Origin of the sequence: Sphingobium yanoikuyae (assembly GCF_013001025.1) — a bacterium.
GTDB classification, from domain to species: Bacteria; Pseudomonadota; Alphaproteobacteria; order Sphingomonadales; family Sphingomonadaceae; genus Sphingobium; species Sphingobium yanoikuyae_A.
In genome coordinates this window covers 1962089-1986993 of the sequence record NZ_CP053021.1, presented here as the reverse complement: position 1 = coordinate 1986993, position 24905 = coordinate 1962089, and the positions used below count along the sequence as shown (strand labels likewise).

Sequence of the window (24905 nt, the reverse complement as noted above, 5' to 3'; positions counted from 1 at the left end):
GGTGGTGTCGGCCGTGCTGACGCCACCTCCCACCCCGTGACTATCGTTGGCAATAGCCCTTCTATCTGGACAAATCGCGCCACTGCGCTATGCGCCACCCCGCAATACTGCATGGAGTGGAGTGTTAAGTCATGGGTTATAAGGTCGTCGTCGTTGGTGCCACCGGTAATGTGGGCCGCGAGATGCTGACCATTCTCGCCGAACGCGAATTCCCGATTGACGAGATCGCGGCGGTTGCATCGCCCCGGTCGCAGGGCACCGAAATTGATTTCGGTGACACCGGCAAGACACTCAAATGCAAAAATATTGAACATTTCGATTTCACCGGCTGGGACATTGCCCTGTTCGCGGCCGGCTCCGGCCCGACCGCCGAATATGCGCCCAAGGCGGCTGCGGCCGGCTGCGTCGTGATCGACAATTCGTCGCTCTATCGCATGGACCCGGACGTGCCGCTGATCGTGCCCGAAGTGAACCCGGACGCGATCGATGGCTATGTGAAGAAGAACATCATCGCCAACCCCAACTGCTCGACCGCGCAGATGGTCGTGGCGCTCAAGCCGCTGCATGACGCCGCCAAGATCAAGCGCGTCGTCGTCGCCACCTACCAGTCGGTGTCGGGCGCCGGCAAGGAAGGCATGGACGAGCTGTTCGAGCAGTCGCGCAACATCTTCGTCGGTGATCCGGCCGAGCCGAAGAAGTTCACCAAGCAGATCGCCTTCAACGTGATCCCGCACATCGACGTCTTCCTGGACGATGGTTCGACCAAGGAAGAATGGAAGATGGTTGCCGAAACCAAGAAGATCCTTGATCCCAAGATCAAGCTGACCGCGACTTGCGTGCGCGTGCCGGTGTTCGTCGGCCATAGCGAAGCGATCAACATCGAGTTCGAGAATGAGATCTCGGCCAAGGAAGCGCAGGACATCCTGCGCGAAGCGCCGGGCATCATGCTGGTCGATAAGCGCGAGGACGGTGGCTACATCACGCCGATCGAATGCGTCGGCGATTTCGCGACCTTCATCAGCCGCGTGCGTGAGGATTCGACCATCGAGAACGGCATCAACCTGTGGTGCGTCAGCGACAATCTGCGCAAGGGCGCGGCGCTGAACGCAGTGCAGATCGCCGAACTGCTGGGCCGTCGCCACCTCAAGAAGGGCTGAGCCTGCACATGATCGCCGGCGCTGTCGCGACGTGGAAGGCTCTTCCTGTCGCGCAGCGCCGGATGATCGCCGCCTTGCTGGTGGCGATCGGGCTGGCCAATGTCGCGCAGCCCTTTCCCGACCTTGCCCCGTTGCAGCATGGGCCGACGTTGCTGCTGACGTTTGCCACGCCCTGGCTGCTGTGGCGCTGGCCGCTCTCGACCGGATCGGTCGGCTGCATCTGCCTGTTCCTGCTGCTCCACACCTGCGGCGCGCGCTGGATCTATTCCTATGTGCCCTATGACGATTGGGCGCGGATGCTCAGCGGTCATGATATTTCCAGCCTCCTCGGGCTGCAGCGCAATGCTTATGACCGGCTCGTCCATTTCGCCTTTGGGGCATTGCTGACCGCACCGGTGGCGGAGATTGCGCGACGCAAGGGCGGCCTATGCCATGGCTGGAGCCTCGCCTTCGCCTTTGCCGCGATCGGCCTCGGCAGCGCGCTTTACGAGATATTCGAATGGCTGCTGACGGTGATCGCCGCCGGCGAGACGGCGGATTATTATAATGGCCAGCAGGGCGATGTGTGGGATCCGCAGAAGGACATGGCCGCCGCCCAGATCGGCAGCGCCCTTGCCCTGATCGCGCTCTTGCGCGGGCGCGGCGGAGATCCTATCGGCGAGACCCCAAGCCCCGAAGGACCAGCGCAATGACCGACCTCCAGATCGAACGCCATGATATCAAGGGCCTGGGCGGCCTGCCGATCGCGGTGCATGTCGTGGGACAGGGACGCGATTTGGTGCTGATCCACGGCTATTTCTCCAACGCCTGGACCAACTGGATCCGCTATGGTCATGCCGCCAAGCTGGTGGAGGCGGGTTTCCGCCTGATCATGCCGGACCTGCGCGGTCATGGCGAAAGCGGCAAGCCGCATGACGCTGCCGCCTATCCGGCCGATGCGCTGACCGACGACAATCTGGCGCTAGTCGAGCAGATGGGCCTCACCGACTATGACCTCGGCGGCTATTCGCTGGGCGCGCGCACGACCGTGCGGATGCTGGCGCGCGGCGCGACGCCGCGTCGGGTGATCCTGGCCGGCATGGGCCTGCGCGGGCTGACCAAGACGCTCGACAAGGGTGGTTATTACAAGAAGGTGCTGACCAATCTCGGCACGTTCGAGCGCGGCACGTCGGAATGGATGACGGAGGCGTTCCTCAAGACTACCAAGGGCGACCCGGTGGCGATGCTGCATATCCTCAATACCTTCGTCGATACCGACGAGGCGACCATTGCCGGCTTCCAGCAGCCGACCGAGGTGATCTGCGGCGCCGACGATCAGGACAACGGCATCGCGCAGGAACTGGTCGATGCGCTGCCGAACGGCCGCTATGTCGAGATTCCGGGCAATCATATGAACGCCGTGACCCGCAAGGAGCTGGGCCAGGCGATGGTCGATTTCCTGACCGCTTGACTGTCTCGTCCGCCTAATCCACCTTGGCCCCATAAGAAGACCTGAGGGGCCAAGTTCCATGAAAATCGCCATTTCGATCGCCGCGCTTGCGGCTGCCCTTGTTGCATCGCCGGTGCTGGCGCAGCAGGCGCCGACCGCGCAGCAGGCGACCGCTGCCGAGGCGGAAGCCTTCCTGACCAAGGCGGAGAAGGCGCTGTTCGATCAGTCGCTGATCAGCAGCCGCGCCGCCTGGATCAACGCGACCTACATCACCGACGACACCGACGCGCTCGCTTCCTATTTCGGCGCGATCGATACGACGATGCGGGTCGATTATGCGCTGGAGGCGGCAAAGTTCGCGACCGCGCCGGGCCTGACCGAGGAAACCAAGCGTCGCCTGACGTTGCTGCGCACGGCGCTGACCCTGCCCGCGCCGACCACGCCGGGGGCCTCGCAGGAGCTGAACGATCTCGCGACCAAGCTGCAGTCCACCTATGGTAAGGGCAAGGGCACGCTGAACGGCCAGCCGATCAACGGCAGCGACATTGAAGAGAAGATGGGTACGGACCGCAATCCGGACGAGCTCAAGGAAATGTGGGTCAGCTGGCACGACAATGTCGGCGCGCCGATGCGCGGCGACTATGCCAAGCTGGTTACGATCGCCAACCAGGGTGCCAAGGAACTGGGCTTTGCCGACACCGGCGCGATGTGGCGGTCGAAATATGACATGCCGGCCGATGACTTCGCCAAGCTGACCGACAAGATCTGGGCCGAGGTGAAGCCGCTCTACGATGACCTGCACTGCTACACGCGTACCAAGCTCAACGAGAAATATGGCGATGCGGTCCAGTCCAAGACCGGGCCGATCCGCGCGGACCTGCTCGGCAATATGTGGGCACAGGAATGGGGCAATATCTATGACATCGTCGCGCCCGCCGGTGCCGGTGACCTCGGCTATGACGTCACCGACCTGCTGACGGCCAAGAATTACGATCCCATCAAGATGGTGAAGACGGGGGAGGGCTTCTACAGCTCGCTCGGCTTCGCGCCGCTGCCCCAGACTTTCTGGGATCGCTCACAGATTACCAAGCCGCGCGACCGCGAAGTGATCTGCCACGCCTCCGCCTGGGATCTGGATAACAAGGACGATATCCGGATCAAGATGTGTACCAAGGTGAATGGCGACGATTTCGTCACCATCCATCATGAGCTGGGCCATAATTATTACCAGCGCGCCTATAATATCCAGAAGCCGCTCTATCTCGACGGCGCCAATGACGGCTTTCATGAGGCGATCGGCGATTTCATCGCGCTGTCGATCACGCCCGACTATCTGGTGAAGATCGGCCTGCTCGATCCGGCCAAGGTGCCGGGCACCGACAAGGATCTGGGTCTGCTGCTGCGCCAGGCGATGGACAAGGTCGCCTTCCTTCCGTTCGGCCTGCTTATCGACAAATGGCGCTGGGGCGTGTTCGACGGATCGATCCCGGATTCCAAATATGAGTCGGCCTGGACCGACCTGCGCCGTCAGTATCAGGGCATCGTTCCGCCGGTGTCCCGTGACGAGACGAAGTTCGATGCCGGCGCGAAATTCCATATCCCCGGCAACACGCCCTACACCCGTTATTTCCTGGCGCGCGTGCTGCAATTCCAATTCTATGAGGCGGCCTGCCGTCAGTCCGGCTGGAAGGGACCGCTCCATCGCTGTTCCTTTTATGGAAACAAGGCGGTAGGCGAGAAACTTGATGCCATGTTGAAGATGGGTGCATCCAAGCCCTGGCCCGATGCGCTGCAGGCCTTCACCGGCAGCCGCGAGATGTCGGGCAAGGCGCTGGTCAATTATTTCGCGCCGCTTCAGACATGGTTGAAGACGCAGAATAAGGGCAAGTCCTGCGGCTGGTAAGTCGCCGTAAAAATTGGTAAATGGCCGGCGCATGAGCGCGCCGGCCGTTATTCTTTCCCTGCTTTTCGGTACTGCCCTGGTGATGACCATCGCCATGGGTGTTTCATGGCTGCATTTCGGCCGCCAGAGGCATGTGCTGACCTGGACCGCATCCTATGCGGTCGCCATCCTCCAATGGATCGCCAATGCAGGTGGCTATTTCCTGCACAGCCGCTGGCTGTTCATCCTGACCGGCATCGGCCTCATTGTCAGCGCGTCGCTACTGGCGATCGGCATCCGTCAGCGGTCGGGCCGCCCCTTGCAATTGCTTGCCTTTGCCGTCCCGGCTGTCCTGGTGAGCCTGGCGATGGCGATTGCGATCGGGCCGGTGGGCAGTCAGATCATGCAGGGGATGATCATTCCCGCCTATGTCGGTCTGCTCATGGCGGTCAGTGCGCTGTCGCTCTGGCCGCGCAATCGGTCCTTCACGCCGCCCGAGCTGGCCTTCTTTGCCGCGCTGCTCGCCTTTGCCCTGGGCCAGCTGGCGCTGGCCACATCGGCAGCCCTGATCCGCGGCCCGGAGGAGGGCAAGGAACTCTATCGCGCGATCCTGGGGCTGTTCATGCCGACCGTCTATGTCGGCACGGCGGTCACGGCCGTGCTGGTGGTGGCTGGGGACCTGGCCCAGCAGCTTCGGCAGCAAATGATGCATGACCCGCTGACCAACGTCCTCAATCGTCGCGGTATCGAAGAAGCGGCCGAACGGGCGATCGCCAACGCCCGACGGCAGGGGCGACCGGTTGCGCTGGTCATTTGCGATCTGGATGGCTTCAAGGGGCTGAATGACGGCTATGGTCATATGGCGGGCGACGCAGCACTGCGCGGCTTTGCTCATTTGCTGACCAATGCGGTGCGGCGCGGTGATGTGGTTGGCCGCCTGGGTGGCGACGAGTTCGGCCTGCTGATGGTCGACACCGGCGCGGAAGTCGCGGCCGATGCGATGGAGCGCGTGCGGGCGGAAATCAGCTGCCTGCGCCTTGGTGAGGCGCCCCAGGCGCTGCTGCGGGCGAGCTTTGGCGTTACCGATTTGCGACCGGATGATCGGGAACTGGACGACCTGGTCGCGCGAGCGGATGCGGCGCTTTATGCCGCGAAGCGAGAGGGCAAGAACCGGGTCACGGTATCCCGCGCCGCCGCCTGATCCGTCGGATCGGGCGACAGCGCGGACATTCCGGCCTTACCGGAAGGGGGGCTCGTTGAAGGCACGCAGCTTACGGCTGTGCAGCTTGGGGCCTTCCTGGCGCAACAGTTCGCAGGCCATCAGTCCGACGCGCAGATGGCCGGCAATGGCTTCCTCATAGAAACGGTTGGCCTGGCCGGGCAGCTTCAGTTCGCCATGGATCGGCTTGTCCGACACGCAGAGCAACGTGCCATAGGGAACGCGGAAGCGATAACCTTGCGCCGCAATCGTCGCGGATTCCATGTCGATGCCGACCGCGCGCGACAGGCTGAAGCGCAGGGCGGAGCTGGAATAGCGCAATTCCCAGTTGCGATCGTCGGTGGTGACGACCGTGCCGGTGCGCAGGCGGCGCTTGAAATCCTCCGGATTGCCGCCGCCCAATATCGCTTCGGCGGCGCTCGCCATTGCGACTTGGACCTCGGCGATCGCCGGCACCGGGATTTCCGGCGGTAGCATCTCGTCCAGCACATGGTCGTCGCGCAGATAGGCGTGGGCCAGCACATAGTCGCCGATCCGCTGGCTGGGTCGCAAGCCGCCGCAATGGCCGATCATCAGCCAGGCTTCGGGACGCACCACCGCCAGATGGTCGCAGATGGTCTTGGCGTTGGATGGACCGACACCGATGTTGACAAGGGTGATGCCACTGCGATCCGGTGCGATCAGATGATAGGCCGGCATCTGATGCTTGCGCCAAGCGCTGTCGGCGATCATCTGGGCCGGGTCCGCCGTTTCAGGCGTCACGAAGACGCCGCCGGCACCGGATAGCGCGGTGAAGCGGCTGTCAGGACGCTGCAGTTCCTTGCACGCCCAGTCCACGAACTCGTCGACATAGCGATGATAGTTGGTGAACAGGATATAGCGCTGCACATGCTCGGCCGGGGTACCGGTATAGTGCTTCAGGCGCGCCAGCGAGAAATCGGTGCGCAGCCCGTCGAACAGGGCGAGCGGGCGGTCCCCTTCGGCATCGGGCGTGAACAGTCCGTCGGCGATCTCGTCGCCGATCTCGGCCAGTTCCGTTGCCGGGAAGTGGCGCGCCAACTCGGTCGGCGGCGTGCCGTCGAGCGCATTGATGTCGAGCCCGTCGAGGACATAGGGGAAGGGGATCTGCTGATCCGACAGGCCTGTTTCGACCTCCACACCATAGTCGCGGACCAGAAGGTCGATCTGTTCGGCGAGATAATCGGCGAACATGGCGGGCCGGGTGACCGTGGTCACATAGCGACCGGGCTTCGACAGGCGCGCGAAGGAGCGGCCCGGCGGTGGCGCCTGGCTGTCATCCTGATAGGTGACCCGCAGTTCGGGATAGCAGAAGCGCCGGTCGGCCCGCGCCTCGGGCGGCGGGATGCTGCCGTCGCGGGCATAGGCACGCATGGCCTCCCGCAGATTTTCGATGGATGTCTGATAGATGGCGTCGAGTTGCGCGACGATCGCTGTGCCGATGCTCTGTGTCATCACCTCTTGCTACCGCACTTGTGTGACGGAAGGAAGATGCCAGCGAAACAATCGCGCGCCCGACCGATCCGGCCGGGCGCGCGACCGGAAAATTCAGAGCTGTTCGAGCATGAAGTCAGCCGAGGAGACCTTGAAGTCGCCCGGTGCTTCGACGTTCAGTTCCTCGACGACACCGTCCTTGACGATCATCGAGAAGCGCTGGCCGCGCTCGCCAAGGCCGAACTTGCTGCCGTCCATGGTCAGGCCCACGGCCTGCGCGAAGCTGCCATTGCCGTCTGCCAGCATGGTCACCTTGTCATCGGCGCCGGCCGACTTGCCCCATGCGCCCATGACGAAGGCGTCGTTGACGGCGGTGCAGGCGATTTCATCGACGCCCTTGCCCTTGAGGGCCTCGGCCTTTTCGATGAAGCCGGGCAGGTGCTTGGCCGAGCAGGTCGGCGTGAAGGCGCCGGGCACCGAGAAGAGGGCGACGGTGCGGCTCGCGAAATAATCATCCGAAACAACCTGTTCGGGGCCGTTTTCGGTCATCTTCGTGAAGGTCGTGCTGGGAAGGCGGTCACCCTTGGCGATGGTCATATCTTGTCTCCTGGCCTGTGGCGTCGCGGAGTTCGTTGCTCGCGCCTTCGCTGTCAAGGGTGCGGGCGCGGAATATGGCACGATGCCCCTTTGTCGCGACGGTCGCCGATTGGCATCGTCGCGATTGTGCCTATATTCGCTGGCATGACCGATCCGCGCTTTTTTGGCGGCCGCTTCCTTCTGGCATTGCCGGGCATGGAGGATGAGCGCTTCGACCATTCCGTGATTGCGCTGTGCGTGCATGACGAGGATGGAGCGCTGGGTATTTCCCTGAGCGAGGAGGTCGAGGGGGTCGGCTTGCGCGATCTGCTCCAGAGTTTCGATATCGACGCTTCGGCCATTCCTGACCAGCCCGTCCTGAAAGGCGGACCGGTGGAGCCGCGGCGCGGCTTCGTGCTGCATTCGCTCGACTGGGCCGGGCAGGATATGGTGCAGTCCGGGCCGGACTGGGGCCTTTCCGGCTCGCTCGACATATTGAAGGCCATTGCCGAAGGACGCGGCCCGAGCCGCTATCTTGTCGCGCTGGGCTATGCGGGCTGGGGCGCAGGCCAGCTGGAACGGGAAATGGCCGGCGAAAGCTGGTTCCTGGCCGAGGGCGATGCGGCGCTACTGTTCGACACGCCTGCGCACCGCAAATGGCGCGCCGCCTATGCCGCTGCGGGGGTCGATTCGGCCCATCTGGTGAGCGGCGGCGGGTCGGCCTGACTTTTTGATCCGTTGCGCTGTCGATTTCCGGCCGTTTCAGGGACAGAACAACAACAGCCATTGGCCGCTTGTTCTGGCATCGTAACTGAACCGTTTAGGGTAAATTCGCCTTAACCATAGCGCGATAGATTGCAGCAATCGGTTCCGCTCATTCTCCGTCTCTGGGGAATATGCGGGGTTATTTCATGAAGAAGATTATCTGTGCGGCGCTTGCCGCAGCGATGCCACTCGCGCCGGCGTCGGCGGCGACCTGCTGGAAGAAGGATCATGTCGAGGCGGCACAGGTCCGCAATTTCGAGATGATGCTGATGGTGTCGGCGCTTCGCTGCAACACGAGTGCCTATGATTTCCTGCCGGCCTATAACCAGTTCGTGCGCGACAAGCGGGCGGCGCTGGTCGAGGTGAATGACGCGCTGCGCAGTCACTTCGCGGATGTTGCGGGGCTGGAGGGCGGCCTCGATGCCTATGATGATTATGTGATCATGCTGGCGAACAGCTATGGCGCGGGTGCCGGCGGGCTGGAATGCCGGGATCTCCAGGCGATCCAGGCGGCGGCCAATGCGGTTCCGGCCAATCGGGCTGCGATCTGGAAATTGTCGGAATCTGCCGGCATCGCGCCGCGGATCGATGCGCCCCAGTGCGACATGGCGATCGCCCTCGCCAATGATCTGCTGGCCGACGAAGGCGTGAGTGGCGGCTCGACGGGTCGATCCATCGCTATGGCCGAAGGGGCAGCGCGCCTGCCGTCCGCACAGGTTCGGGGTCCGGTCAATTAACACATAAAGAAAACTTTATATTGAGTTGCCATGCTTGGCGGCGATTGGTAAAGCCCGACCATCGCCGCCGCCTTCCTTATGCCGGCGGCCGGTCAATTTCTAATGATGGAGACAGGCTCGTGGCCACCGTACCCGCTGACAAGGCGCAGGATTATGTGATCGCCGATATCGGCCTTGCCGCCTTTGGTCGCAAGGAAATCGAGATCGCCGAAACCGAAATGCCCGGCCTGATGGCTCTGCGCGCCGAATTCGGTGCGTCGCAGCCGCTCAAGGGCGCGCGCATCACCGGTTCGCTGCACATGACGATCCAGACCGCCGTGCTGATCGAGACGTTGACCGCGCTGGGCGCGCAGGTCCGCTGGGCGACCTGCAACATCTATTCGACGCAGGACCATGCCGCCGCCGCGATTGCCGCGTCGGGCGTGCCGGTCTTCGCCGTCAAGGGTGAAAGCCTTCAGGAATATTGGGACTATGTCGAGCGCATCTTCGACTGGCACAATGACGACAGCGGCGTCTGCAACCTGATCCTCGACGATGGCGGCGATGCCACCATGTTCGCCCTGTGGGGCGCCCGCGTCGAAGCTGGCGAAGAGCTGTTCACGCCGTCGAACGAGGAAGAGGAAATCTTCTGCGCCGTGCTGAAGCGCGTTCTGGCCGAGCGTCCGGGCTTCCTGACCAAGACCGTCCAGTCGATCAAGGGCGTGTCGGAAGAAACCACCACCGGCGTGCATCGTCTGTATGAACTGTCGAAGAAGGGCAAGCTGCCTTTCCCCGCGATCAACGTGAACGACAGCGTCACCAAGTCGAAGTTCGACAACCTCTATGGTTGCAAGGAATCGCTGGTCGACGCCATCCGTCGCGGCACCGACGTCATGCTGGCCGGCAAGGTCGCCTGCGTTGCCGGTTTCGGCGACGTCGGCAAGGGTTCTGCTGCCTCGCTGCGCAATGGCGGCGCCCGCGTTCTCGTGACCGAAATCGATCCGATCTGCGCCCTGCAGGCCGCGATGGAAGGCTATGAAGTCGTGACGATGGAAGAAGCCGCGCCGCGCGCCGACATCTTCGTCACCGCGACCGGCAACGAAGGCGTCCTGACCGTCGATCATATGCGCGCCATGAAGAATATGGCGATCGTGTCGAACATCGGTCACTTCGACAGCGAGATCGAAATCGCCGGCCTCGCCAACATGAAGTGGACCGAGATCAAGCCGCAGGTCGACGAAGTCGAGTTCCCCGATGGCAAGAAGATCATCGTCCTGTCGAAGGGCCGCCTGGTCAACCTGGGCAACGCCACCGGCCACCCGAGCTTCGTGATGTCGGCCAGCTTCACCAACCAGACGCTGGCGCAGATCGAACTGTGGACCAAGAGCGAGATCTACGGCAACGACGTCTATGTCCTGCCCAAGCATCTGGACGAGAAGGTCGCCGCGCTGCACCTGGAAAAGCTGGGCGTGAAGCTGACCCAGCTCAGCCAGCGTCAGGCCGACTATATCGGCGTGCCGGTCGAAGGCCCGTTCAAGCCGGACCACTACCGCTACTAAAAATTGAAAAAGTGGGAGGGCCATCCTCCCCCTTTTACCTTATCCGATGCCCGGACCATGCTGTGCCGGGCATTCATCATATCTGGGCGCTTTCCGCCGGCGCCAAGTTGCGTTAGGCCCGTGGCCATTGGTCTGTATGAACGATAAACAACTGGTCGCGAACGGGATGGGAATGGCGCAATGGGGTCTATGAGCCCGCTTGCCACTTTGTTGCTGGGCACGGTGATGGCCGGCTGGCTGGGGGCTGCGATATGGGCGCTGATCACGGGTCAGCGCATGCGCCGCGCAGGGATGCAGGCGCAGGGCAAGCTGGATCGGCTGACGACGCTGCTCGCGTCGGCGCCGGCTGCGCCCGTCATCATTCATCCCGACGGCCGGATGGAGGCCGCCGACCGGCTGGGCAAATGGCTGGGCCGGGACCGCGTGCCGACCTTCGTGTCCGAACTGACGGCGCCCGATGGCGGGCTTGAGCCGGCCGATGCCGCTGCACTGGGGCGCGAGATCGGCGCCGCACAGAAAGCGGGTAAGAGTTTTTCGCTGCCGATCCGGGGCAGCGGTTCGTCGCGCACGCTGCTGGTTCGCGGTGCGCCAGCCGGGCCGGCGCTGGCCGCCAATGGCGGCGTCGTGCTGTGGATCTTCGACGCGACCGACAGCCAGGCGGAAATCCAGGCGCTGAGCGCGACCGTCGGGCAATTGCGCGAGGCGCTGGAGGCGCTCGCCGGACTGGTCGAGGCCGCGCCCTTCCCGATGTGGCACCGCACGCCCGACCTGCGCCTGAGCCTGGTCAACAGCGCCTATGTCCGTGCTGTCGATGGCGCCGGCGCCCATGACGTGATCATGAACGGCACCGAACTGGTCGAGAATGTGAACGGCTTCAGCCCGCAGGACGCCGCGGCACAGGCGCTCGACGAAGGCAATTCGCTTGCCCGTATCGTTCCGGCAACGATCGATGGCGAACGGCGGACGATGCGCGTCGTCGACGTGCCGCTGGGCGCGGCCGGGGTCGCAGGTTTCGCGATGGACCAGCATGAACTGGAACAGGCGCGGGTCGAGCATCGTCGGCTGGAAGCGGCGCAGCGCGATCTGCTCGATCGGCTGTCGGCCGGTGTTGCGCGCTTCGGTCCCGACCGGGCGCTGCGTTTCTGGAACCAGCCCTTCATCAGCCTGTTCGGCCTGAAACAGGAAGCGCTCACGGATGCACCGCTGTTCGAGCGCGTGCTCGATCAGATGCGCGATGCGCGCCGGCTGCCGGAAAATCGTGACTTCCCGGCCTGGCGCGCGGAACGGCGGGACTGGTTCCTGTCGCCTGATCCGCTGGAGGAAAACTGGCTGCTGGTCGATGGCACGCATTTGCGCGTCTATGCCCAGCCGCTGCCCGACGGTGGCCTGTTGCTGATCTTCGAGGACCGGACCGAACAGGTGCAATTGTCGAGCGCCCGCGACACGCTGTTGCGGGTGCGGACGGCGACCTTCGACAATCTGTTCGAGGCGATCGGCGTCTTCTCGTCGGATGGGCGCCTGCATCTGTGGAACAGCCGTTTCCGCACCATCTGGGACATCAGCGAAGAGGCGTTGGGCAAGCATCCCCGTATCGATGAGTTGATGCGTGCCGTGCAGAGCCGGCTTGCCAAGCCGCAGCAGAGCAATCTGGTGCGCGAACTGGTCCGCGCGGCAACGGTGGAGCGCAAGCAGCGTGTCGGCCATGTCGGCTTTGCCGACGGGCGCATCTTCGAATTTGCCGCCATTCCGCTGCCGGATGGCAATGCGCTGTTCACTATGCTGGATGTCACCGACAGCCGGCGGGTCGAACAGATGCTGCGCGACCGCAACGAGGCCCTGGAACAGGCCGACAAGGTCAAAACCGCCTTCGTCACCAACATGAGCTATGAGTTGCGCACCCCGCTGACGACCATCGCCGGCTTTGCCGAGATGATGAGCGCGGGCTATGCAGGCGAACTCAGCGACAGCGCGGTCGAATATGTGAACGGCATCCTGCAGAGCACCGGGCGCCTGTCGATGCTGATCGACAATGTGCTCGACCTTACCCAGGGCGAGGCCGGCACTTTGCCGATTGAACGCAGCGAGGTCGATCTGGCGGCGCTGGTGCGCGCCAGCGTCGCGCGCATCGACGCCGAGGCGAAGGCCAAGGGGATCGATCTTTCCGTCACCCTGCAGGATACGCTGGGGGTGATCCAGGGCGATGCGCGCCGGATCGGTCAGGCGGTCGATCATCTTCTGGAAAATGCGGTGCGCTATTGCGGCTCCGGCGCACGGGTGTTGCTGCATGGCGATGGCGGCCCCGATCTCGCCCGCCTGGTCGTGTCGGACAATGGCCCTGGTATCGATGCCACCCGGCAAGCCACGATCTTCGATGCGATCAGCCGTGCCGAGCAGAATCGCAAGGGCGCGCGCGCGACGATTGGCCTGCCGCTCGTCAAGCAGTTGGCGCAGGCCCATGGCGGCACGTTCGAACTGGTATCGGAGCCGGGTCAGGGAACGATGGTCGTGATCGAGCTGCCCCGTGGCTGAGCTGGATATGATCCTGGAGGGCGAGGGCGCCCAACTCGATCTGGGCCGACGGCTCGCGAGCCATGTCCGCATCGGTGACGTCATCGCGCTGGAAGGCGGCCTCGGCGCCGGCAAGACGACGCTGGCGCGGGGCCTGCTGGAAGGGCTTGGTCTGGAGGGGGAGGCGCCCAGCCCCAGCTTCGCGATCGTCCAGCCCTATGACATTCCCGATGTCCGCCTGCCGGTCGCCCATGTCGATCTCTACCGGCTTGACGATGCGGAGGAAGCGGCCGAGCTGGCGCTGGACGAATATCTGCAGGACAGCCTGCTAGTCATCGAATGGCCCGACAGGCTGGGCGATGGGCTCTGGTCGCACGCCCTGTTTCTGACCATCATGGTCGAGCCGGATGGCGCACGGCGCTTGACAGCGCGCGTGCCCGACGCTTGGACGGACCGATGGTCACAGATATGATCCCCCCCGCAACCGCCCCCGCTTTCCTCACGCAGGCGGGTTGGGATGGCGCCGCCATCGTTCCGCTTGCCGGCGATGCCTCCTTCCGTCGTTATTTCCGCGTGGTCGACGGCGGCCGCCGTGCCGTGCTGATGGACGCGCCGCCGCCGCATGAAGATCCGCGTCCGTTCATCGCGATTGCTCAGCATCTGCTGGGTCAGGGCTTTGCCGCGCCGGCAATCCTGGCGCAGGATCTGACGCAGGGCCTCGTCCTGATCGAGGATTTTGGTGACGAGCGCCTGAAGGAGCATGTCGAGGAGGATCCGGCGGGCGAACTGGCGGTCTATCGCCGCGCGATCGATCTGCTGGCCGACCTGCACAAGCTGCCCGCAGCGGATGTCCCGCCCTATGACCGCGCGGTCTATCAGCGCGAGGTCGGGCTGCTGACCGAATGGTATTGCCCGGCGCTGGGGCTGGACGTCGATGCCGAAGCCTATCATGCGGCCTGGGACGCGGTGCTGCCGATCGCCGAACAGTCGGCAAGCCCTGTCGTCACCGTGCTGCGCGACTATCATGCCGAAAATATCATGTTGATCGACCGGCCCGAAGTGCGCGGCCTGGGTCTGCTCGATTTCCAGGACGCGCTGGCCGGCCATCCGGCCTATGACCTCGTGTCGCTGCTGCAGGATGCCCGGCGCGACGTGTCGCCGGAACTGGAGGCGGCGATGCTGGCCCATTATCATGCGGTCGCCAATCCGCCGGCCGATTTCGACGCTGCCTATGCGGTGCTGGGCGCCCAGCGCAACGCGAAGATCATCGGCATCTTCACCCGCCTTTGGAAGCGCGACCACAAGCCGCGCTATCTGTCCTACCTGCCGCGCATGTGGGGGCTGCTGGAACGCGATCTCGCCCATCCGGCGCTGGCGCCGGTGAAGGTCTGGTTCGACGCCAATATCCCTGCCGACAAGCGCCATCATGCGCTCGCGGAGTTTGCCCAGGCATGATCGATACCGCCATGCTCATGGCAGCAGGACTCGGCAAGCGGATGCGCCCGCTGACGGCGACCCGTCCCAAGCCGCTGGTGAAGGTCGCCGGCAAGGCGCTGATGGACCATGCGCTCGATCGCCTGGCGGCCGGTGGCATCAAGACCGTGGTCGTCAACGTCCATTATCTCGCCGATACGGTCGAGGCGCATCTCAAAACGCGCAAGGACATGGACTTCCGCATTTCCGACGAGCGGGCCAAGCTCCTGGAAACCGGCGGAGGGCTGATCCACGCCAGGCCACTGCTCGGCGACAAGCCGTTCATCTGCGCCAATAGCGACAATCTCTGGATCGACGGCCCGGCCGAGACGCTGGGCATGATGCAGCGGCTATGGGATCCCGAACGGATGGACGCGCTGCTGCTGCTGGTGCCGCTGGCGCGGGCCAATTGCCATAGCGGACCGGGCGATTTCCATATGGACGCCAATGGCCGCCTGACGCGGCGCAAGACCGCCCATGTCGCGCCGTTCGTCTTCACCGGCGTACAGATCCTTTCGCCCCGCCTGCTGGTTGATCCGCCGGCGGATGTCTTTTCGACGAACATCTTCTGGAACCGCGCGATCGAGGCCGGACGCCTCTATGGCGCGGTCCATCAGGGGCTATGGTTCGACGTGGGCACGCCGCAGGCCATTCCCGTCGTGGAGTCGATGATCGCCCATGGGTGACCGGGCCAAGCCGGCGCTGTACACCATCCCGGCGCACCGCGCCTTCGCCGACGCGCTGGTCGCCGGCATATTGGCGCAGCAGGGGAGCGATCCCGTCCGCCTGGCGCAGGGCATGATCCTGTTGCCCAGCAATCGCGCCGTCCGTGCCGTGAGCGACGCCTTTGTCCGCCGGGCCGAGGGCGGCCTGCTGCTGCCCCGTCTGGTCGCGCTGGGCGATCCGGAACTGGGCGAGGAAGTGGGGGGCGCGCTCGATCCGCTTTGGGAGGGCGATGCCGTTCCCGCGGCCATCCCGCCGATGCGACGACAGATGATCCTGGCGCGCATGGTGCAGGATGCCGGCGGCGCGGCGGATGCTGGCCAGGCGCTGCAACTGGGGCAGGCGCTCGGCGCTGTGCTTGACCAGATGCAGGTGGAGCGGGTGCCGCTCGATGCGCTGTCGAAGCTCGACCTGATCGAGGGGCTTTCGAGCCATTGGGAAAAATCGCTCGATCTCTTTTCCATCCTGATCGCCCGCTGGCCGGCAGAACTAGCGCGGCTGGGCCTCATTGACCTGGCCGACCGGCGCAATCGGCTGTTCGACCGGGTCGCAGCGCGCTGGAGCGAAGCGCCACCACCGGGGTTCATTGTCGCGGCCGGCATCAGCGCCGCCGCGCCGGCGATCGCCGGGCTGCTGCGGCGGATCGCCGAACTGCCCAATGGACAGGTGGTGTTCGCCGACCTCGACCAGAATTTGGACGAGGACGCCTGGGCCGCGATCGGTCCGTTCCCGCCCGATCCCGTCACCGGCCGCAGCGCTGCGGGACATGAGACCCATCCCCAATATACGCTCAAGCGCCTGCTCGACCGGATGAGCGCGAGCCGCGAGGATGTCGCCCAGTGGCGTTGGGGCAGCGAGCATGATGCTCGCGCCGTGCGCGGCCGCAATATTTCCAACGCGATGCTGCCGCCGCGCCTGACCAGTCGTTGGCGCGACCTCAAGACCGCCGACCGCTCGCTCGCCGGGGTCGAAGCGCTGGAGGTGGCGACGCCGGGCGAGGAAGCGCAGGCCATCGCCATCGCGCTGCGCGAGGCGCTGGAAACACCCGAACGGACCGCCGCGCTGGTGACGCCGGATCGGCAGCTGGCGGTGCGCGTCTCCGCGCATCTGCGCCGCTGGGGCATAGAGGCCGACGACTCCGCCGGTCAGCCGCTCTCTCGCCTGCCGCCCGGCACCTTGCTGATCGCGATGGCGGAGGCCGCGGCCGAGCGTTTTGCGCCGGTCGCGCTGCTGACCCTGCTCAAGCATCCGCTGGTGATGCGCGGCGAAATGCGCCTGCCCTGGCTGGAGGGGGTGCGTCAGCTCGATCTGCTGCTGCGGGGGCCGCGGCCGCAGGCGGGGCTGCGCGGCATCGACCTGCTGCTGGAAGCGCGTGAGGGCGAGGACCGGCAGAAGGAGCTACGTGCGCAGGCCCGCGCCTGGTGGCCCTGGGCGCGCGATCTGCTCGAACCGCTGGAGGCCGCCTTCGCGCTCGCGCCCGATCTGGCCGGGCAATTGGCGGCCGTGCGCGAACAGGCCGGGGCGCTGACCAATGACGCGCTCTGGGCCGGGCATCAGGGCCATGCCGCCGCCGACCTGTTCGCCGAGATGGAGGCCGCCGCGACCGAAGGGCCGCGCCAGGCCGATATCCGATCGCTGCCGGCGCTGCTCGACCATATGCTGGGCGGCGTGTCGGTGCGCCCGCCACAGGGCGGCCATCCGCGCATCGCCATATTGGGTCTGGTCGAAGCGCAGCTGGTGCAGGCGGACCTGATGATCCTGGGCGGCCTCAACGAAGGCAGCTGGCCGGGCCTGCCGTCGCCTGATCCCTGGCTGGCGCCGCGCATTCGCCGCGAACTGGGTCTGCCGGGTCTCGAAACCCGGATCGGCCTTGCCGCGCATGATTTTGCGAGCGCGCTCGGCGCCCCGCATGTCCTCATCACCCGTGCCCGGCGCGGCAGCGGCGGCCCGGCGATCGCCTCGCGCTTCTGGCTGCGGCTGAAGGCGATGGCCGGGCCGCAATGGAAGACGGCCGATCGCTATCGCCTGCTGGCCGACGCGCTGGACCTGCCACCCAGCCACCGGCCGTCCGCCCGCCCCGCGCCGGTGCCGCCGCTCGCCGCCCGGCCGACCCGCATTCCGGTCACCGATGTCGACCGGCTGAAGGCCGATCCCTTCGCTTTCTATGCCCGACGCATCCTGAAGCTCAATCGCCTCGATCCGGTCGATGCCGATGCCGGACCGGCCTGGCGCGGCACGGTCGTGCATGAGATATTGGAGCATTGGGCGCAGGGTGGCAGCCGCGATCCGGCCGATCTGGAGGCGCGCGCCCGCGCCATGTTCGCCCGGCCCGATGTCCATCCGCTGCTCCGGGCCCTGTGGCAGCCGCGCCTGATCGAGGCGATCCGCTGGATCGCGGCCGAAGTGGCGAAGGATCAGGCCGCGGGCCGCCATATCCTGGCGGTGGAGACGGAAGGGAAGGCAGAGATTGCCGGCGTATTGCTGACCGGCAAGGCCGACCGGATCGACCGCATGCCCGACGGCAGCATCGGCATCGTCGACTACAAGACCGGCAAGCCGCCCAGCGCGCGACAGGTACGCGGCGGCTATGCGCTGCAGCTCGGCCTGCTCGGACTGATCGCTGAATCCGCCGATGGCGCCTTTCCGGGCGTTGCCGGTGCGCGGGTGGCGGGCAGTTTCGAATATTGGTCGCTGGCCAAGAAGGGTGACGCCTTTGGCTATCGCGAGAGCCCGGTCGACCCGATGGGCAAGCGCGACAAGATCGTCACCGCCGATTTCACTGCCTTCGTCTATGACCAGTTCCGCGACGCGGCCGAAACCTGGCTGACCGGTGCTGCGCCCTTCGCTGCGCAGGTCAATCCGGAAGTGGCCAATTATGGCGATTATGACCAGCTGATGCGGCTGGAGGAATGGTATGGGCGCGACGATGGCTAAAGGCTCCAGCCCTTTGCAACCGCTGGCCGGCGCGCAGGCGCTGGCCGCCGCGCCCGACGCCCATGTCTGGCTGTCGGCCTCCGCCGGCACCGGCAAGACCCATGTGCTGACCGCGCGTGTCTTCCGCCTGCTGCTGCAGGGCGTGCGGCCGGAAAACATCCTCTGCCTGACCTTTACCAAGGCCGGCGCGGCGGAAATGGCCGACCGCATCCATGATCGGCTCGCCACCTGGGTGCAGGCCGAGGAACGTGATCTGTTCAACGATCTGGAGGCGCTGGGCGAGGAAAGCGGACCGGAGGCGCGCGACCGCGCCCGCCGCCTGTTCGCCGAAGTGCTGGAATCGACCGGCGGCGGCCTGCGCATCCAGACCATCCATGGTTTCTGCCAGCAATTGCTTGCGTCCTTCCCGCTGGAAGCGGACCTGGCCCCCGGATTCCGCCCGCTCGACACGCGCGAACAGAGTGTGCTGGCCCGCCAGACATTGGCCGACATGGTCATCCGCGCCGAGGAACTGGGCGATGGCGACCTGATCGACGCCTTGCAGGCTTTGAGCCTGCGGCTGGGCGAGGGCGCGGCCGAGACGTTCCTGCTGCGCTGTGCCGCGCGCCTTTCCGCGCTGGCAGAGCTACCCGGCGATATCGGTCCCTGGCTGGCGCGCGAACTGGGCCTGCCCGAAGGCGATATCGACGCCTGGCTGGCGGACCAGTGCAGCGACGACATGTTCGACATCCGCAGCCTTGCCTGGGTGGCGCAGGCCAATGCGGACTGGGGCACGGGGCGGGCGCTGGAGCGCTGCGACCGGATCGCCGCTTGGCGCGGCCGCGATCCCGCCGCGCGTGCCGAGACCCTGACCGACCTGCACAGCGCCTGGGCCAAGGCGGATGGCGACCTCATCTCCGCCAAGGGCTGGGTGCCACCGATCGACGGCTATGGCGAAGCGACCGCGCGCCTCCATGCCCGTTGCGCCGAACTGATCGGCGTCAAGCTGCAGGCCGATTATGCCGCGTTGCTGGCCCGCGCGCTACATGCCGGGCGCGCCTATGCCCGCGCCTATGACGAAGCCAAGCGGCTCGCCGGTGCGGTCGATTTCGACGACCTGATCGCGCGCACGGCGTCCCTGCTCCAGAAGGAGGGGATCGCCGAATGGATACGCTACAAGCTGGACCAGCGGATCGATCACATCCTGGTCGACGAAGCGCAGGACACCAACGTCCATCAATGGGCGATCGTCGGCGCGCTGGCGGCCGAGTTTTTTGCGGGGGACGGTGCCAAGGCCGACAAGGTCCGCACCATCTTCACCGTGGGCGATTTCAAGCAGGCGATCTTCGGTTTCCAGGGCACCAGCCCGCAGGCCTTCGCCGCCGCGCAGATGGTGTTCGCCCGCCATGCCGACATGGCCGGCCATGCCTTCCACGACCTGTCGCTCGACCGCAGTTTCCGCTCGACCCCGCCGGTGCTGGATCTGGTCGACCGGACGATCGCCACCTTGCGGGCGCAATCGCTGGGCCTGTCCGACGGCGAGGTGCGCCATATCAGCGCCAATCGCCATCCGGGCGAGGTGCTACTGTGGAAGCCGACGATCGCGGGCCTGGCCGACGAGGTCGAGGGCGAGGAGGATTGGGTCGCCGATCAGGAACGGGAATTGGCCGGCAAGATCGCGCGGCAGATCCGGCTATGGATCGACGACAAGATGATGCTGGAGGCGCGGGGGCGCCCGGTCCGCCCCGGCGACATCATGATCCTGGTCCGCCGCCGCAGCGAGCTGGCGCGGCTGATCGTCGCGCGGCTTTACGAGGAAAAGGTCGCGGTGGCCGGGATCGACCGCCTGCGCCTCAACGCGCCACTGGCGGTCCGCGACCTGCTGGCAGCGCTGCGCTTTGCCACGCAGCCCGACGATGACCTGAACCTCGCCGCCCTGCTGGTGTCGCCGCTGATCGGCTGGACCCAGGACGAACTGATGGAGCGGGCCATCGGGCGCAAGGGTGGCCTGTGGCGCCATCTCCTCCAGCGGCTGGACGACGCGCAATTGCTGCCGCTGCGCCAATTGCTGGGGCAGGCGGACTTCACCACCCCCTATCGCTATCTGGAGGCGATCCTGTCCGGCCCGATGGACGGCCGTCGCCGGCTGATCGAGCGGCTGGGGGCGGAAGCGGCCGACCCGATCGAGGAATTGCTGAACGCCGCGCTCGACTTCGAGGCGGACGATCATCCCTCGCTCCAGCGCTTCATCGACTGGTTCGATCGCGGCGAAGTCGAAATCGTCCGCGACGCGGCGGCGCAGGGCGATGCGCTGCGGTTGCTGACCGTGCATGGCGCCAAGGGATTGCAGGCGCCGATCGTCATTCTCGCCGATGCCTGTCTCGATCCCGATGCAGGTAACCGCATGGATTCGCTCGAATGGAACGGGCTGCCGATCCTGGCCCCGCGCAAGGGCGAACGGATCGGGCCGATCGGCGAGGTCGTGGCCGATGCCGCCGCGATCGAGCGGGAGGAACATTGGCGCCTTCTCTATGTCGCCCTGACCCGTGCCGAGGAGAAACTGATCGTCGCCGGCTCGCTGGGGCCAAGAGCCAAGGGCGAGGTCAAGCCGCAAAGCTGGTATGGCGCGGTCGATGCGGCGATGGTCGACATGGGCTGCGACTGGGAAGCCGATCCGCTCTGGGGTGCCCGCCGCCGCTGGCGCGGCACCGAAGTGCTGACGCCCAAGGCCGCGCAGCCCGAAAGCGCCGAAGACAAGCCCGTGGTGGTCGAGCCGGACTGGTTGCGCGCGCAGGCGCCGGCGGAACAGCGTCCACCCCGGCCGCTCGCCCCCTCCGCGCCGGTCGAGGATGACGTGCCCAATCCGCCGCCGACGGCCGCGATGCGCCAGGCGGCCGAGCGCGGACGCTGGCTCCATGCTTTGTTCCAGCGACTGCCGGACCTGTCCGCCGAGCGACGGCGCGAGGGCGCCGAGCGCTGGCTGGAACAGCAGGGGGCAGGGGATGCCACTCTGCGCCGGGATGTGATCGATCATGCACTGCGGGTGATCGAGGATCCGCATTTCGCCGCCCTGTTCGCGCCGGGTGCGCTGGCCGAAGCGCCGATCGCCGCGGTCGTGGGCGAAGCGGTGATTGCCGGCACGGTTGACCGGCTGCGGGTCGAGGCGGACCGGGTCCAACTGGTCGATTTCAAGACCGGACGGATGACGCCGCGCGATGCGGAGGAGGTGCCGGTCGCCCATGTCCGGCAGATGGCGGCCTATGTCGCGGCGCTGGAAGTGATCTTCCCCGGCCGCAGGGTGGAGGCGGCTTTGCTCTATACCAGCGCAGCGAGGCTCATCCCGTTACCGGCGGCGCAATTGGCGCCCTACAAGCCGGGCTTTTCGCCCACGCAGCAATATTTGCTGCTGTGACCCGTTGAGCCACGGGCGCAGCCATCCTAGATATCGACCAACTTAAGGAGTTTGCAGTTATGGCCACCAAGGCAGTTACCGATGTCAGCTTCAAGCAGGACGTGATCGACGCCGACAAGCCCGTGCTTGTCGACTTCTGGGCCGAATGGTGCGGCCCGTGCAAGATGATCGGCCCGGCTCTGGAAGAGATTAGCGAGGAACTGGCCGACAAGGTCACGATCGCCAAGATCAACATCGACGAAAATCCCGATGCGCCGGGCCAGTATGGCGTGCGCGGCATCCCGACGATGATCCTGTTCAAGAATGGCGAAGTCGCCGCGACCAAGGTCGGCGCCGCGCCCAAGAGCGCGCTCAAGGGCTGGATCGAAAGCGTCCTCTAAGTCGCTGGTAAATCTAAAATGGGACGGCAGCCCGGCTGCCGTCCCATTTTATTAGCTGAGCGGGATCATCACCAGTTCGGCATAGGCCGGCCTCTCGCGCAGCCGGTCATACCAGGCGCGCAGATGCGGCAGGTTGGGCCGCGCCATGTCGAGCGTGAAATAGGTATGGGCGTAGACGCCCATCGGCACATCTGCGACACCGAAATTGACACCCGAAAGCCATTCTTGATCCGCCAGCGCCCGGTCGAGGATCGCCATCGCCGCGCCGGACGCCTGCGCCGACTTCTCGATGACCTGTAAATTTCGCTGTCCATCTTGGCGTCGCACCAACTGGATGAAGGCGTCGCGCTGGGCGTCAGCAAAGCTGAATTGCCAGTCCATCCATTTGTCGCCCTGCGCCCGCGGCGCCGGGTCGGCAGGATAGATCTCCTCCGGCGCATAGCGATGGGCGAGATAGCGCAGGATCGCGTTCGACTCCCACAGTATGACATCGCCATCTTCGATCGTCGGGATCAGCCGGTTGGGGTTCATCGCCAGATAGGCGTCGGACATGCCATGTTCCATGCCGACATCATGGCGGACGAAGGGCAGGTCGATTTCCTGCGCGAACCAGGCGACCTTCTTCACATTATGCGAATTGAGGCGGCCCCAGATCGTCAGCATGCTCGGTCTTCCTTCGGTCAGGCGTAATAGGTCTTGGCCGCCAGATCCCACAGGCGCGGCGAGGATGCGCCCATCAGGCCCCGACGCTGTTCACCGACCCGATAGGCGCTGCCGTCGAGCCGCTGGCAGCAGCCCCCTGCCTCATTGACGAACAGGGTGCCGGCCGCATGGTCCCAGGGCAGCACGCGCGCGAAGATCGACACGTCATTCTGGCCCAGCACCAGCCGGGGATATTGCTCGGCGGCGCAGCGGGGAATGTCCACCATGGTGAAAATGGCCTGCGACTTGCGCTCCATTTCGGCCCGTTCCTCCGCCTCCATGAAGATGGTGGAAATGGCAGCGATCGGCAGGTCGCCGCTACTTTCCTTCGCCATGATCCGTTCGCCGTCGACATGGCTGCCGCCGCCCAGGGTCGCATGGCACAACCGCCCGGTCAGCGGATCGAGGATCCAGCCGGCCAGAGTGGCGCCATTGTCGGCCAGCGCGATCATGATGCCGAAGGGCGGTTTGCCCGACGCGAAATTGCCCGTGCCGTCGATCGGATCGATAATCCAGTTGAGGCCGTCGCCGGCGCGGTCGAGGATTGATGGGTCGGCCGCGCAGGCCTCTTCGCCGATAACGCCGGCTTCGGGCAGGATCGAGGCCAGCCCTTCGGCCAGCCGGATTTCGCTTTCCTTGTCGGCGATGGTGACGAAGTCGTTCGCCGCCTTCTCGCTAATCTCTTCCGCTGCCAGATTCTGGTAGCGGGGCATGACGATGTCGCGCCCCACCTGCCGCATCAGCGCGACGACGGGATCATGCAGTTCCACCATCATGAGCCGGCCCCCTTAGCTGCGATAGTCCGCGTTGATCGAGATATAGCCGTGGGTCAGGTCGCAGGTCCACACCGTGGCGCGGCCTTCGCCCAGGCCGATATCGACGCCGATGACGATATCCTGGCCCTTGAGATGGGCGGCCACCGGCGCCTCGTCATAGCCGTCGAGTGCCAGGCCGCCAGCCGCCACCTGGGTCGTGCCGAAACGGATGGCGAGCTTGTCGCGCTCGGCTGGCTCGCCCGCCTTGCCGACGGCCATGACGACGCGACCCCAATTGGCGTCCTCGCCGGCGATCGCGGTCTTCACCAGCGGCGAATTGGCGATCGAAAGGGCAATGCGATGGGCGCTGGCGTCGCTTTCCGCGCCCTCGACCGTGATTTCGATGAACTTGCTGGCACCTTCGCCGTCGCGCACGACCAGATGGGCGAGTTGGCGGCAGAGGTCGGAGAGCGCGGCGGCGAAGGCGTCGGCGCCGGCATCTTCCATCGACGCGAGCGGGGCATTGCCGGCCTTGCCGGTGGCGAAGGCCAGCACCGTGTCGCTGGTCGAGGTGTCGCTGTCGACCGTGATGCAGGAGAATGTCCGCTTGTTGGCAGCCGACAGCATCTGCTGCAGCAGCACCGGATCGATCGCGGCGTCGGTAAAGATATAGCCGAGCATCGTCGCCATGTCGGGCGCGATCATGCCTGACCCCTTGATGATGCCGACCAGATCGACGCGGGTGTCGCCGATCATCGCCGAGACATGGGCACCCTTGGCATAGGTGTCGGTCGTGCCGATGGTGTTTGCCGCATCCTCCCAGCCGCAGGGCGCGGCGGTGAAGGCCGCTTCCAGGCCCGCCTCGGCCTTGTCGATCGGCAGCGGCACGCCGATCACGCCGGTCGAAGAGACGAAGACATTGGAGGGCTGGCACGAAAGGTGATTGGCCACCTTGGCCGCGATCGCCTCGACAGCGGCGCGGCCGCGATGGCCGGTGAAGGCGTTTGCGTTGCCGGCATTGACGACGACGGCGCGGGCCTGGCCCATCGGGATGGCGTCGCGGCACCATTCGACCTCTGGCGAGGGGCATTTGCTCTGCGTCGTCACGCCGGCGACCGCCGTACCCGCGTCCAGCTCGACATAGGTGAGGTCGCACCGGTCCCAATTCTTGTATCGCGCCTTTGCGACACGCAATGTCACGCCAGCAATGGCGGGCAGGGCGGGGAAGGCGGTGGGGGCGAGGGGGGAGCGGTCGGTCATGGGGCGCGGCATGAGCGAAATCCC

The 24905-nt window shown here is 65.4% G+C and carries 20 protein-coding genes; 15 read left to right on the top strand and 5 right to left on the bottom strand.

Annotated elements, in window-relative coordinates; all coding sequences use genetic code 11:
* Window positions 1–131 precede the first annotated feature (131 nt).
* From HH800_RS09905 to HH800_RS09885, 5 genes are read left to right on the top strand one after another with little or no spacing between them, the layout of a single operon-like run.
* Window positions 132–1157, top strand: a complete 1026-nt coding sequence (locus HH800_RS09905; protein WP_004207185.1) for an aspartate-semialdehyde dehydrogenase — start codon at window positions 132–134, stop codon at window positions 1155–1157.
* 8 nt (window positions 1158–1165) lie between these two features.
* Complete coding sequence (locus HH800_RS09900) at window positions 1166–1849, top strand: DUF2238 domain-containing protein (protein ID WP_169860946.1); 684 nt, start codon at window positions 1166–1168, stop codon at window positions 1847–1849.
* On the top strand, window positions 1846–2607 hold the full coding sequence (locus tag HH800_RS09895) for an alpha/beta fold hydrolase (RefSeq protein WP_010338774.1): 762 nt from the start codon (window positions 1846–1848) through the stop codon (window positions 2605–2607). Before HH800_RS09900 ends, HH800_RS09895 begins: the two co-directional genes overlap by 4 nt.
* Before the next feature lie 58 nt (window positions 2608–2665).
* Window positions 2666–4489, top strand: coding sequence for a M2 family metallopeptidase (locus HH800_RS09890; RefSeq protein WP_169860945.1), 1824 nt, complete (start codon window positions 2666–2668; stop codon window positions 4487–4489).
* 31 nt (window positions 4490–4520) lie between these two features.
* On the top strand, window positions 4521–5669 hold the full coding sequence (locus HH800_RS09885; RefSeq protein WP_169860944.1) for a sensor domain-containing diguanylate cyclase: 1149 nt from the start codon (window positions 4521–4523) through the stop codon (window positions 5667–5669).
* Window positions 5670–5705: 36 nt separating this feature from the next.
* Here HH800_RS09885 and HH800_RS09880 read toward each other — a convergent pair whose 3' ends face one another.
* Window positions 5706–7160: an AMP nucleosidase gene (locus HH800_RS09880; protein ID WP_010338771.1), complete on the bottom strand. Its 1455-nt coding sequence runs from the start codon at window positions 7158–7160 to the stop codon at window positions 5706–5708.
* Between the two features lie 93 nt (window positions 7161–7253).
* On the bottom strand, window positions 7254–7736 hold the full coding sequence (locus tag HH800_RS09875; protein ID WP_169860943.1) for a peroxiredoxin: 483 nt from the start codon (window positions 7734–7736) through the stop codon (window positions 7254–7256).
* A gap of 144 nt (window positions 7737–7880) precedes the next feature.
* Here HH800_RS09875 and HH800_RS09870 point away from each other — a divergent pair, with 144 nt between their 5' ends.
* From HH800_RS09870 to trxA, 10 genes are all read left to right on the top strand, one after another.
* Window positions 7881–8441 (top strand): YqgE/AlgH family protein, encoded by a 561-nt coding sequence (locus HH800_RS09870; RefSeq protein ID WP_048937090.1) that lies wholly within the window; start codon window positions 7881–7883, stop codon window positions 8439–8441.
* 170 nt (window positions 8442–8611) lie between these two features.
* Window positions 8612–9217 carry a hypothetical protein gene (locus HH800_RS09865; RefSeq protein WP_169860942.1) on the top strand — a complete coding sequence of 202 codons (606 nt, stop codon included), beginning with the start codon at window positions 8612–8614 and terminating at the stop codon, window positions 9215–9217.
* 119 nt (window positions 9218–9336) lie between these two features.
* Window positions 9337–10755, top strand: a complete 1419-nt coding sequence (gene ahcY, locus HH800_RS09860; RefSeq protein WP_169860941.1) for an adenosylhomocysteinase — start codon at window positions 9337–9339, stop codon at window positions 10753–10755.
* Window positions 10756–10935: 180 nt separating this feature from the next.
* On the top strand, window positions 10936–13284 hold the full coding sequence (locus HH800_RS09855) for a sensor histidine kinase (protein WP_169860940.1): 2349 nt from the start codon (window positions 10936–10938) through the stop codon (window positions 13282–13284).
* Between the two features lie 7 nt (window positions 13285–13291).
* Window positions 13292–13735, top strand: coding sequence for a tRNA (adenosine(37)-N6)-threonylcarbamoyltransferase complex ATPase subunit type 1 TsaE (tsaE, locus tag HH800_RS09850; protein WP_419248226.1), 444 nt, complete (start codon window positions 13292–13294; stop codon window positions 13733–13735).
* Window positions 13732–14718 (top strand): aminoglycoside phosphotransferase family protein, encoded by a 987-nt coding sequence (locus tag HH800_RS09845; RefSeq protein WP_169860938.1) that lies wholly within the window; start codon window positions 13732–13734, stop codon window positions 14716–14718. Before tsaE ends, HH800_RS09845 begins: the two co-directional genes overlap by 4 nt.
* Window positions 14715–15422 carry a nucleotidyltransferase family protein gene (locus tag HH800_RS09840; protein ID WP_169860937.1) on the top strand — a complete coding sequence of 236 codons (708 nt, stop codon included), beginning with the start codon at window positions 14715–14717 and terminating at the stop codon, window positions 15420–15422. The genes HH800_RS09845 and HH800_RS09840 overlap by 4 nt, the downstream gene beginning before the upstream one ends.
* Window positions 15415–18393 carry a double-strand break repair protein AddB gene (gene addB, locus HH800_RS09835; RefSeq protein WP_169860936.1) on the top strand — a complete coding sequence of 993 codons (2979 nt, stop codon included), beginning with the start codon at window positions 15415–15417 and terminating at the stop codon, window positions 18391–18393. Before HH800_RS09840 ends, addB begins: the two co-directional genes overlap by 8 nt.
* Window positions 18374–21784: a double-strand break repair helicase AddA gene (addA, locus tag HH800_RS09830; RefSeq protein ID WP_169860935.1), complete on the top strand. Its 3411-nt coding sequence runs from the start codon at window positions 18374–18376 to the stop codon at window positions 21782–21784. Before addB ends, addA begins: the two co-directional genes overlap by 20 nt.
* A 32-nt stretch (window positions 21785–21816) precedes the next feature.
* The gene (gene trxA, locus HH800_RS09825) at window positions 21817–22164 is read left to right on the top strand and encodes a thioredoxin TrxA (RefSeq protein WP_257011054.1); all 348 of its coding nucleotides are present in this window, start codon (window positions 21817–21819) and stop codon (window positions 22162–22164) included.
* A gap of 51 nt (window positions 22165–22215) precedes the next feature.
* Here the strand turns inward: trxA and HH800_RS09820 are convergent, their stop codons facing one another.
* The 3 genes from HH800_RS09820 to argJ are packed head-to-tail and all read right to left on the bottom strand — an operon-like array spanning window position 22216 to window position 24881.
* The gene (locus HH800_RS09820; protein ID WP_169860934.1) at window positions 22216–22827 is read right to left on the bottom strand and encodes a glutathione S-transferase family protein; all 612 of its coding nucleotides are present in this window, start codon (window positions 22825–22827) and stop codon (window positions 22216–22218) included.
* Between the two features lie 17 nt (window positions 22828–22844).
* The gene (locus HH800_RS09815) at window positions 22845–23642 is read right to left on the bottom strand and encodes an inositol monophosphatase family protein (protein ID WP_169860933.1); all 798 of its coding nucleotides are present in this window, start codon (window positions 23640–23642) and stop codon (window positions 22845–22847) included.
* A 12-nt stretch (window positions 23643–23654) separates the two neighbouring features.
* Window positions 23655–24881 carry a bifunctional glutamate N-acetyltransferase/amino-acid acetyltransferase ArgJ gene (argJ, locus tag HH800_RS09810; protein ID WP_169860932.1) on the bottom strand — a complete coding sequence of 409 codons (1227 nt, stop codon included), beginning with the start codon at window positions 24879–24881 and terminating at the stop codon, window positions 23655–23657.
* Between the last annotated feature and the right edge of the window lie 24 nt (window positions 24882–24905).

What these genes read in the sequence shown, in the direction of transcription:
- HH800_RS09905 (WP_004207185.1), top strand. Translation starts at nt 132, where the DNA reads ATGGGTTATAAGGTCGTCGTCGTTGGTGCCACCGGTAATGTGGGCCGC.
- HH800_RS09900 (WP_169860946.1), top strand. Translation starts at nt 1,166, where the DNA reads ATGATCGCCGGCGCTGTCGCGACGTGGAAGGCTCTTCCTGTCGCGCAG.
- HH800_RS09895 (WP_010338774.1), top strand. Translation starts at nt 1,846, where the DNA reads ATGACCGACCTCCAGATCGAACGCCATGATATCAAGGGCCTGGGCGGC.
- HH800_RS09890 (WP_169860945.1), top strand. Translation starts at nt 2,666, where the DNA reads ATGAAAATCGCCATTTCGATCGCCGCGCTTGCGGCTGCCCTTGTTGCA.
- HH800_RS09885 (WP_169860944.1), top strand. Translation starts at nt 4,521, where the DNA reads ATGAGCGCGCCGGCCGTTATTCTTTCCCTGCTTTTCGGTACTGCCCTG.
- HH800_RS09880 (WP_010338771.1), bottom strand. Translation starts at nt 7,160, where the DNA reads ATGACACAGAGCATCGGCACAGCGATCGTCGCGCAACTCGACGCCATC.
- HH800_RS09875 (WP_169860943.1), bottom strand. Translation starts at nt 7,736, where the DNA reads ATGACCATCGCCAAGGGTGACCGCCTTCCCAGCACGACCTTCACGAAG.
- HH800_RS09870 (WP_048937090.1), top strand. Translation starts at nt 7,881, where the DNA reads ATGACCGATCCGCGCTTTTTTGGCGGCCGCTTCCTTCTGGCATTGCCG.
- HH800_RS09865 (WP_169860942.1), top strand. Translation starts at nt 8,612, where the DNA reads ATGCGGGGTTATTTCATGAAGAAGATTATCTGTGCGGCGCTTGCCGCA.
- HH800_RS09855 (WP_169860940.1), top strand. Translation starts at nt 10,936, where the DNA reads ATGGGGTCTATGAGCCCGCTTGCCACTTTGTTGCTGGGCACGGTGATG.
- tsaE (WP_419248226.1), top strand. Translation starts at nt 13,292, where the DNA reads ATGATCCTGGAGGGCGAGGGCGCCCAACTCGATCTGGGCCGACGGCTC.
- HH800_RS09845 (WP_169860938.1), top strand. Translation starts at nt 13,732, where the DNA reads ATGATCCCCCCCGCAACCGCCCCCGCTTTCCTCACGCAGGCGGGTTGG.
- HH800_RS09840 (WP_169860937.1), top strand. Translation starts at nt 14,715, where the DNA reads ATGATCGATACCGCCATGCTCATGGCAGCAGGACTCGGCAAGCGGATG.
- addB (WP_169860936.1), top strand. Translation starts at nt 15,415, where the DNA reads ATGGGTGACCGGGCCAAGCCGGCGCTGTACACCATCCCGGCGCACCGC.
- addA (WP_169860935.1), top strand. Translation starts at nt 18,374, where the DNA reads ATGGGCGCGACGATGGCTAAAGGCTCCAGCCCTTTGCAACCGCTGGCC.
- HH800_RS09820 (WP_169860934.1), bottom strand. Translation starts at nt 22,827, where the DNA reads ATGCTGACGATCTGGGGCCGCCTCAATTCGCATAATGTGAAGAAGGTC.
- HH800_RS09815 (WP_169860933.1), bottom strand. Translation starts at nt 23,642, where the DNA reads ATGATGGTGGAACTGCATGATCCCGTCGTCGCGCTGATGCGGCAGGTG.
- argJ (WP_169860932.1), bottom strand. Translation starts at nt 24,881, where the DNA reads ATGACCGACCGCTCCCCCCTCGCCCCCACCGCCTTCCCCGCCCTGCCC.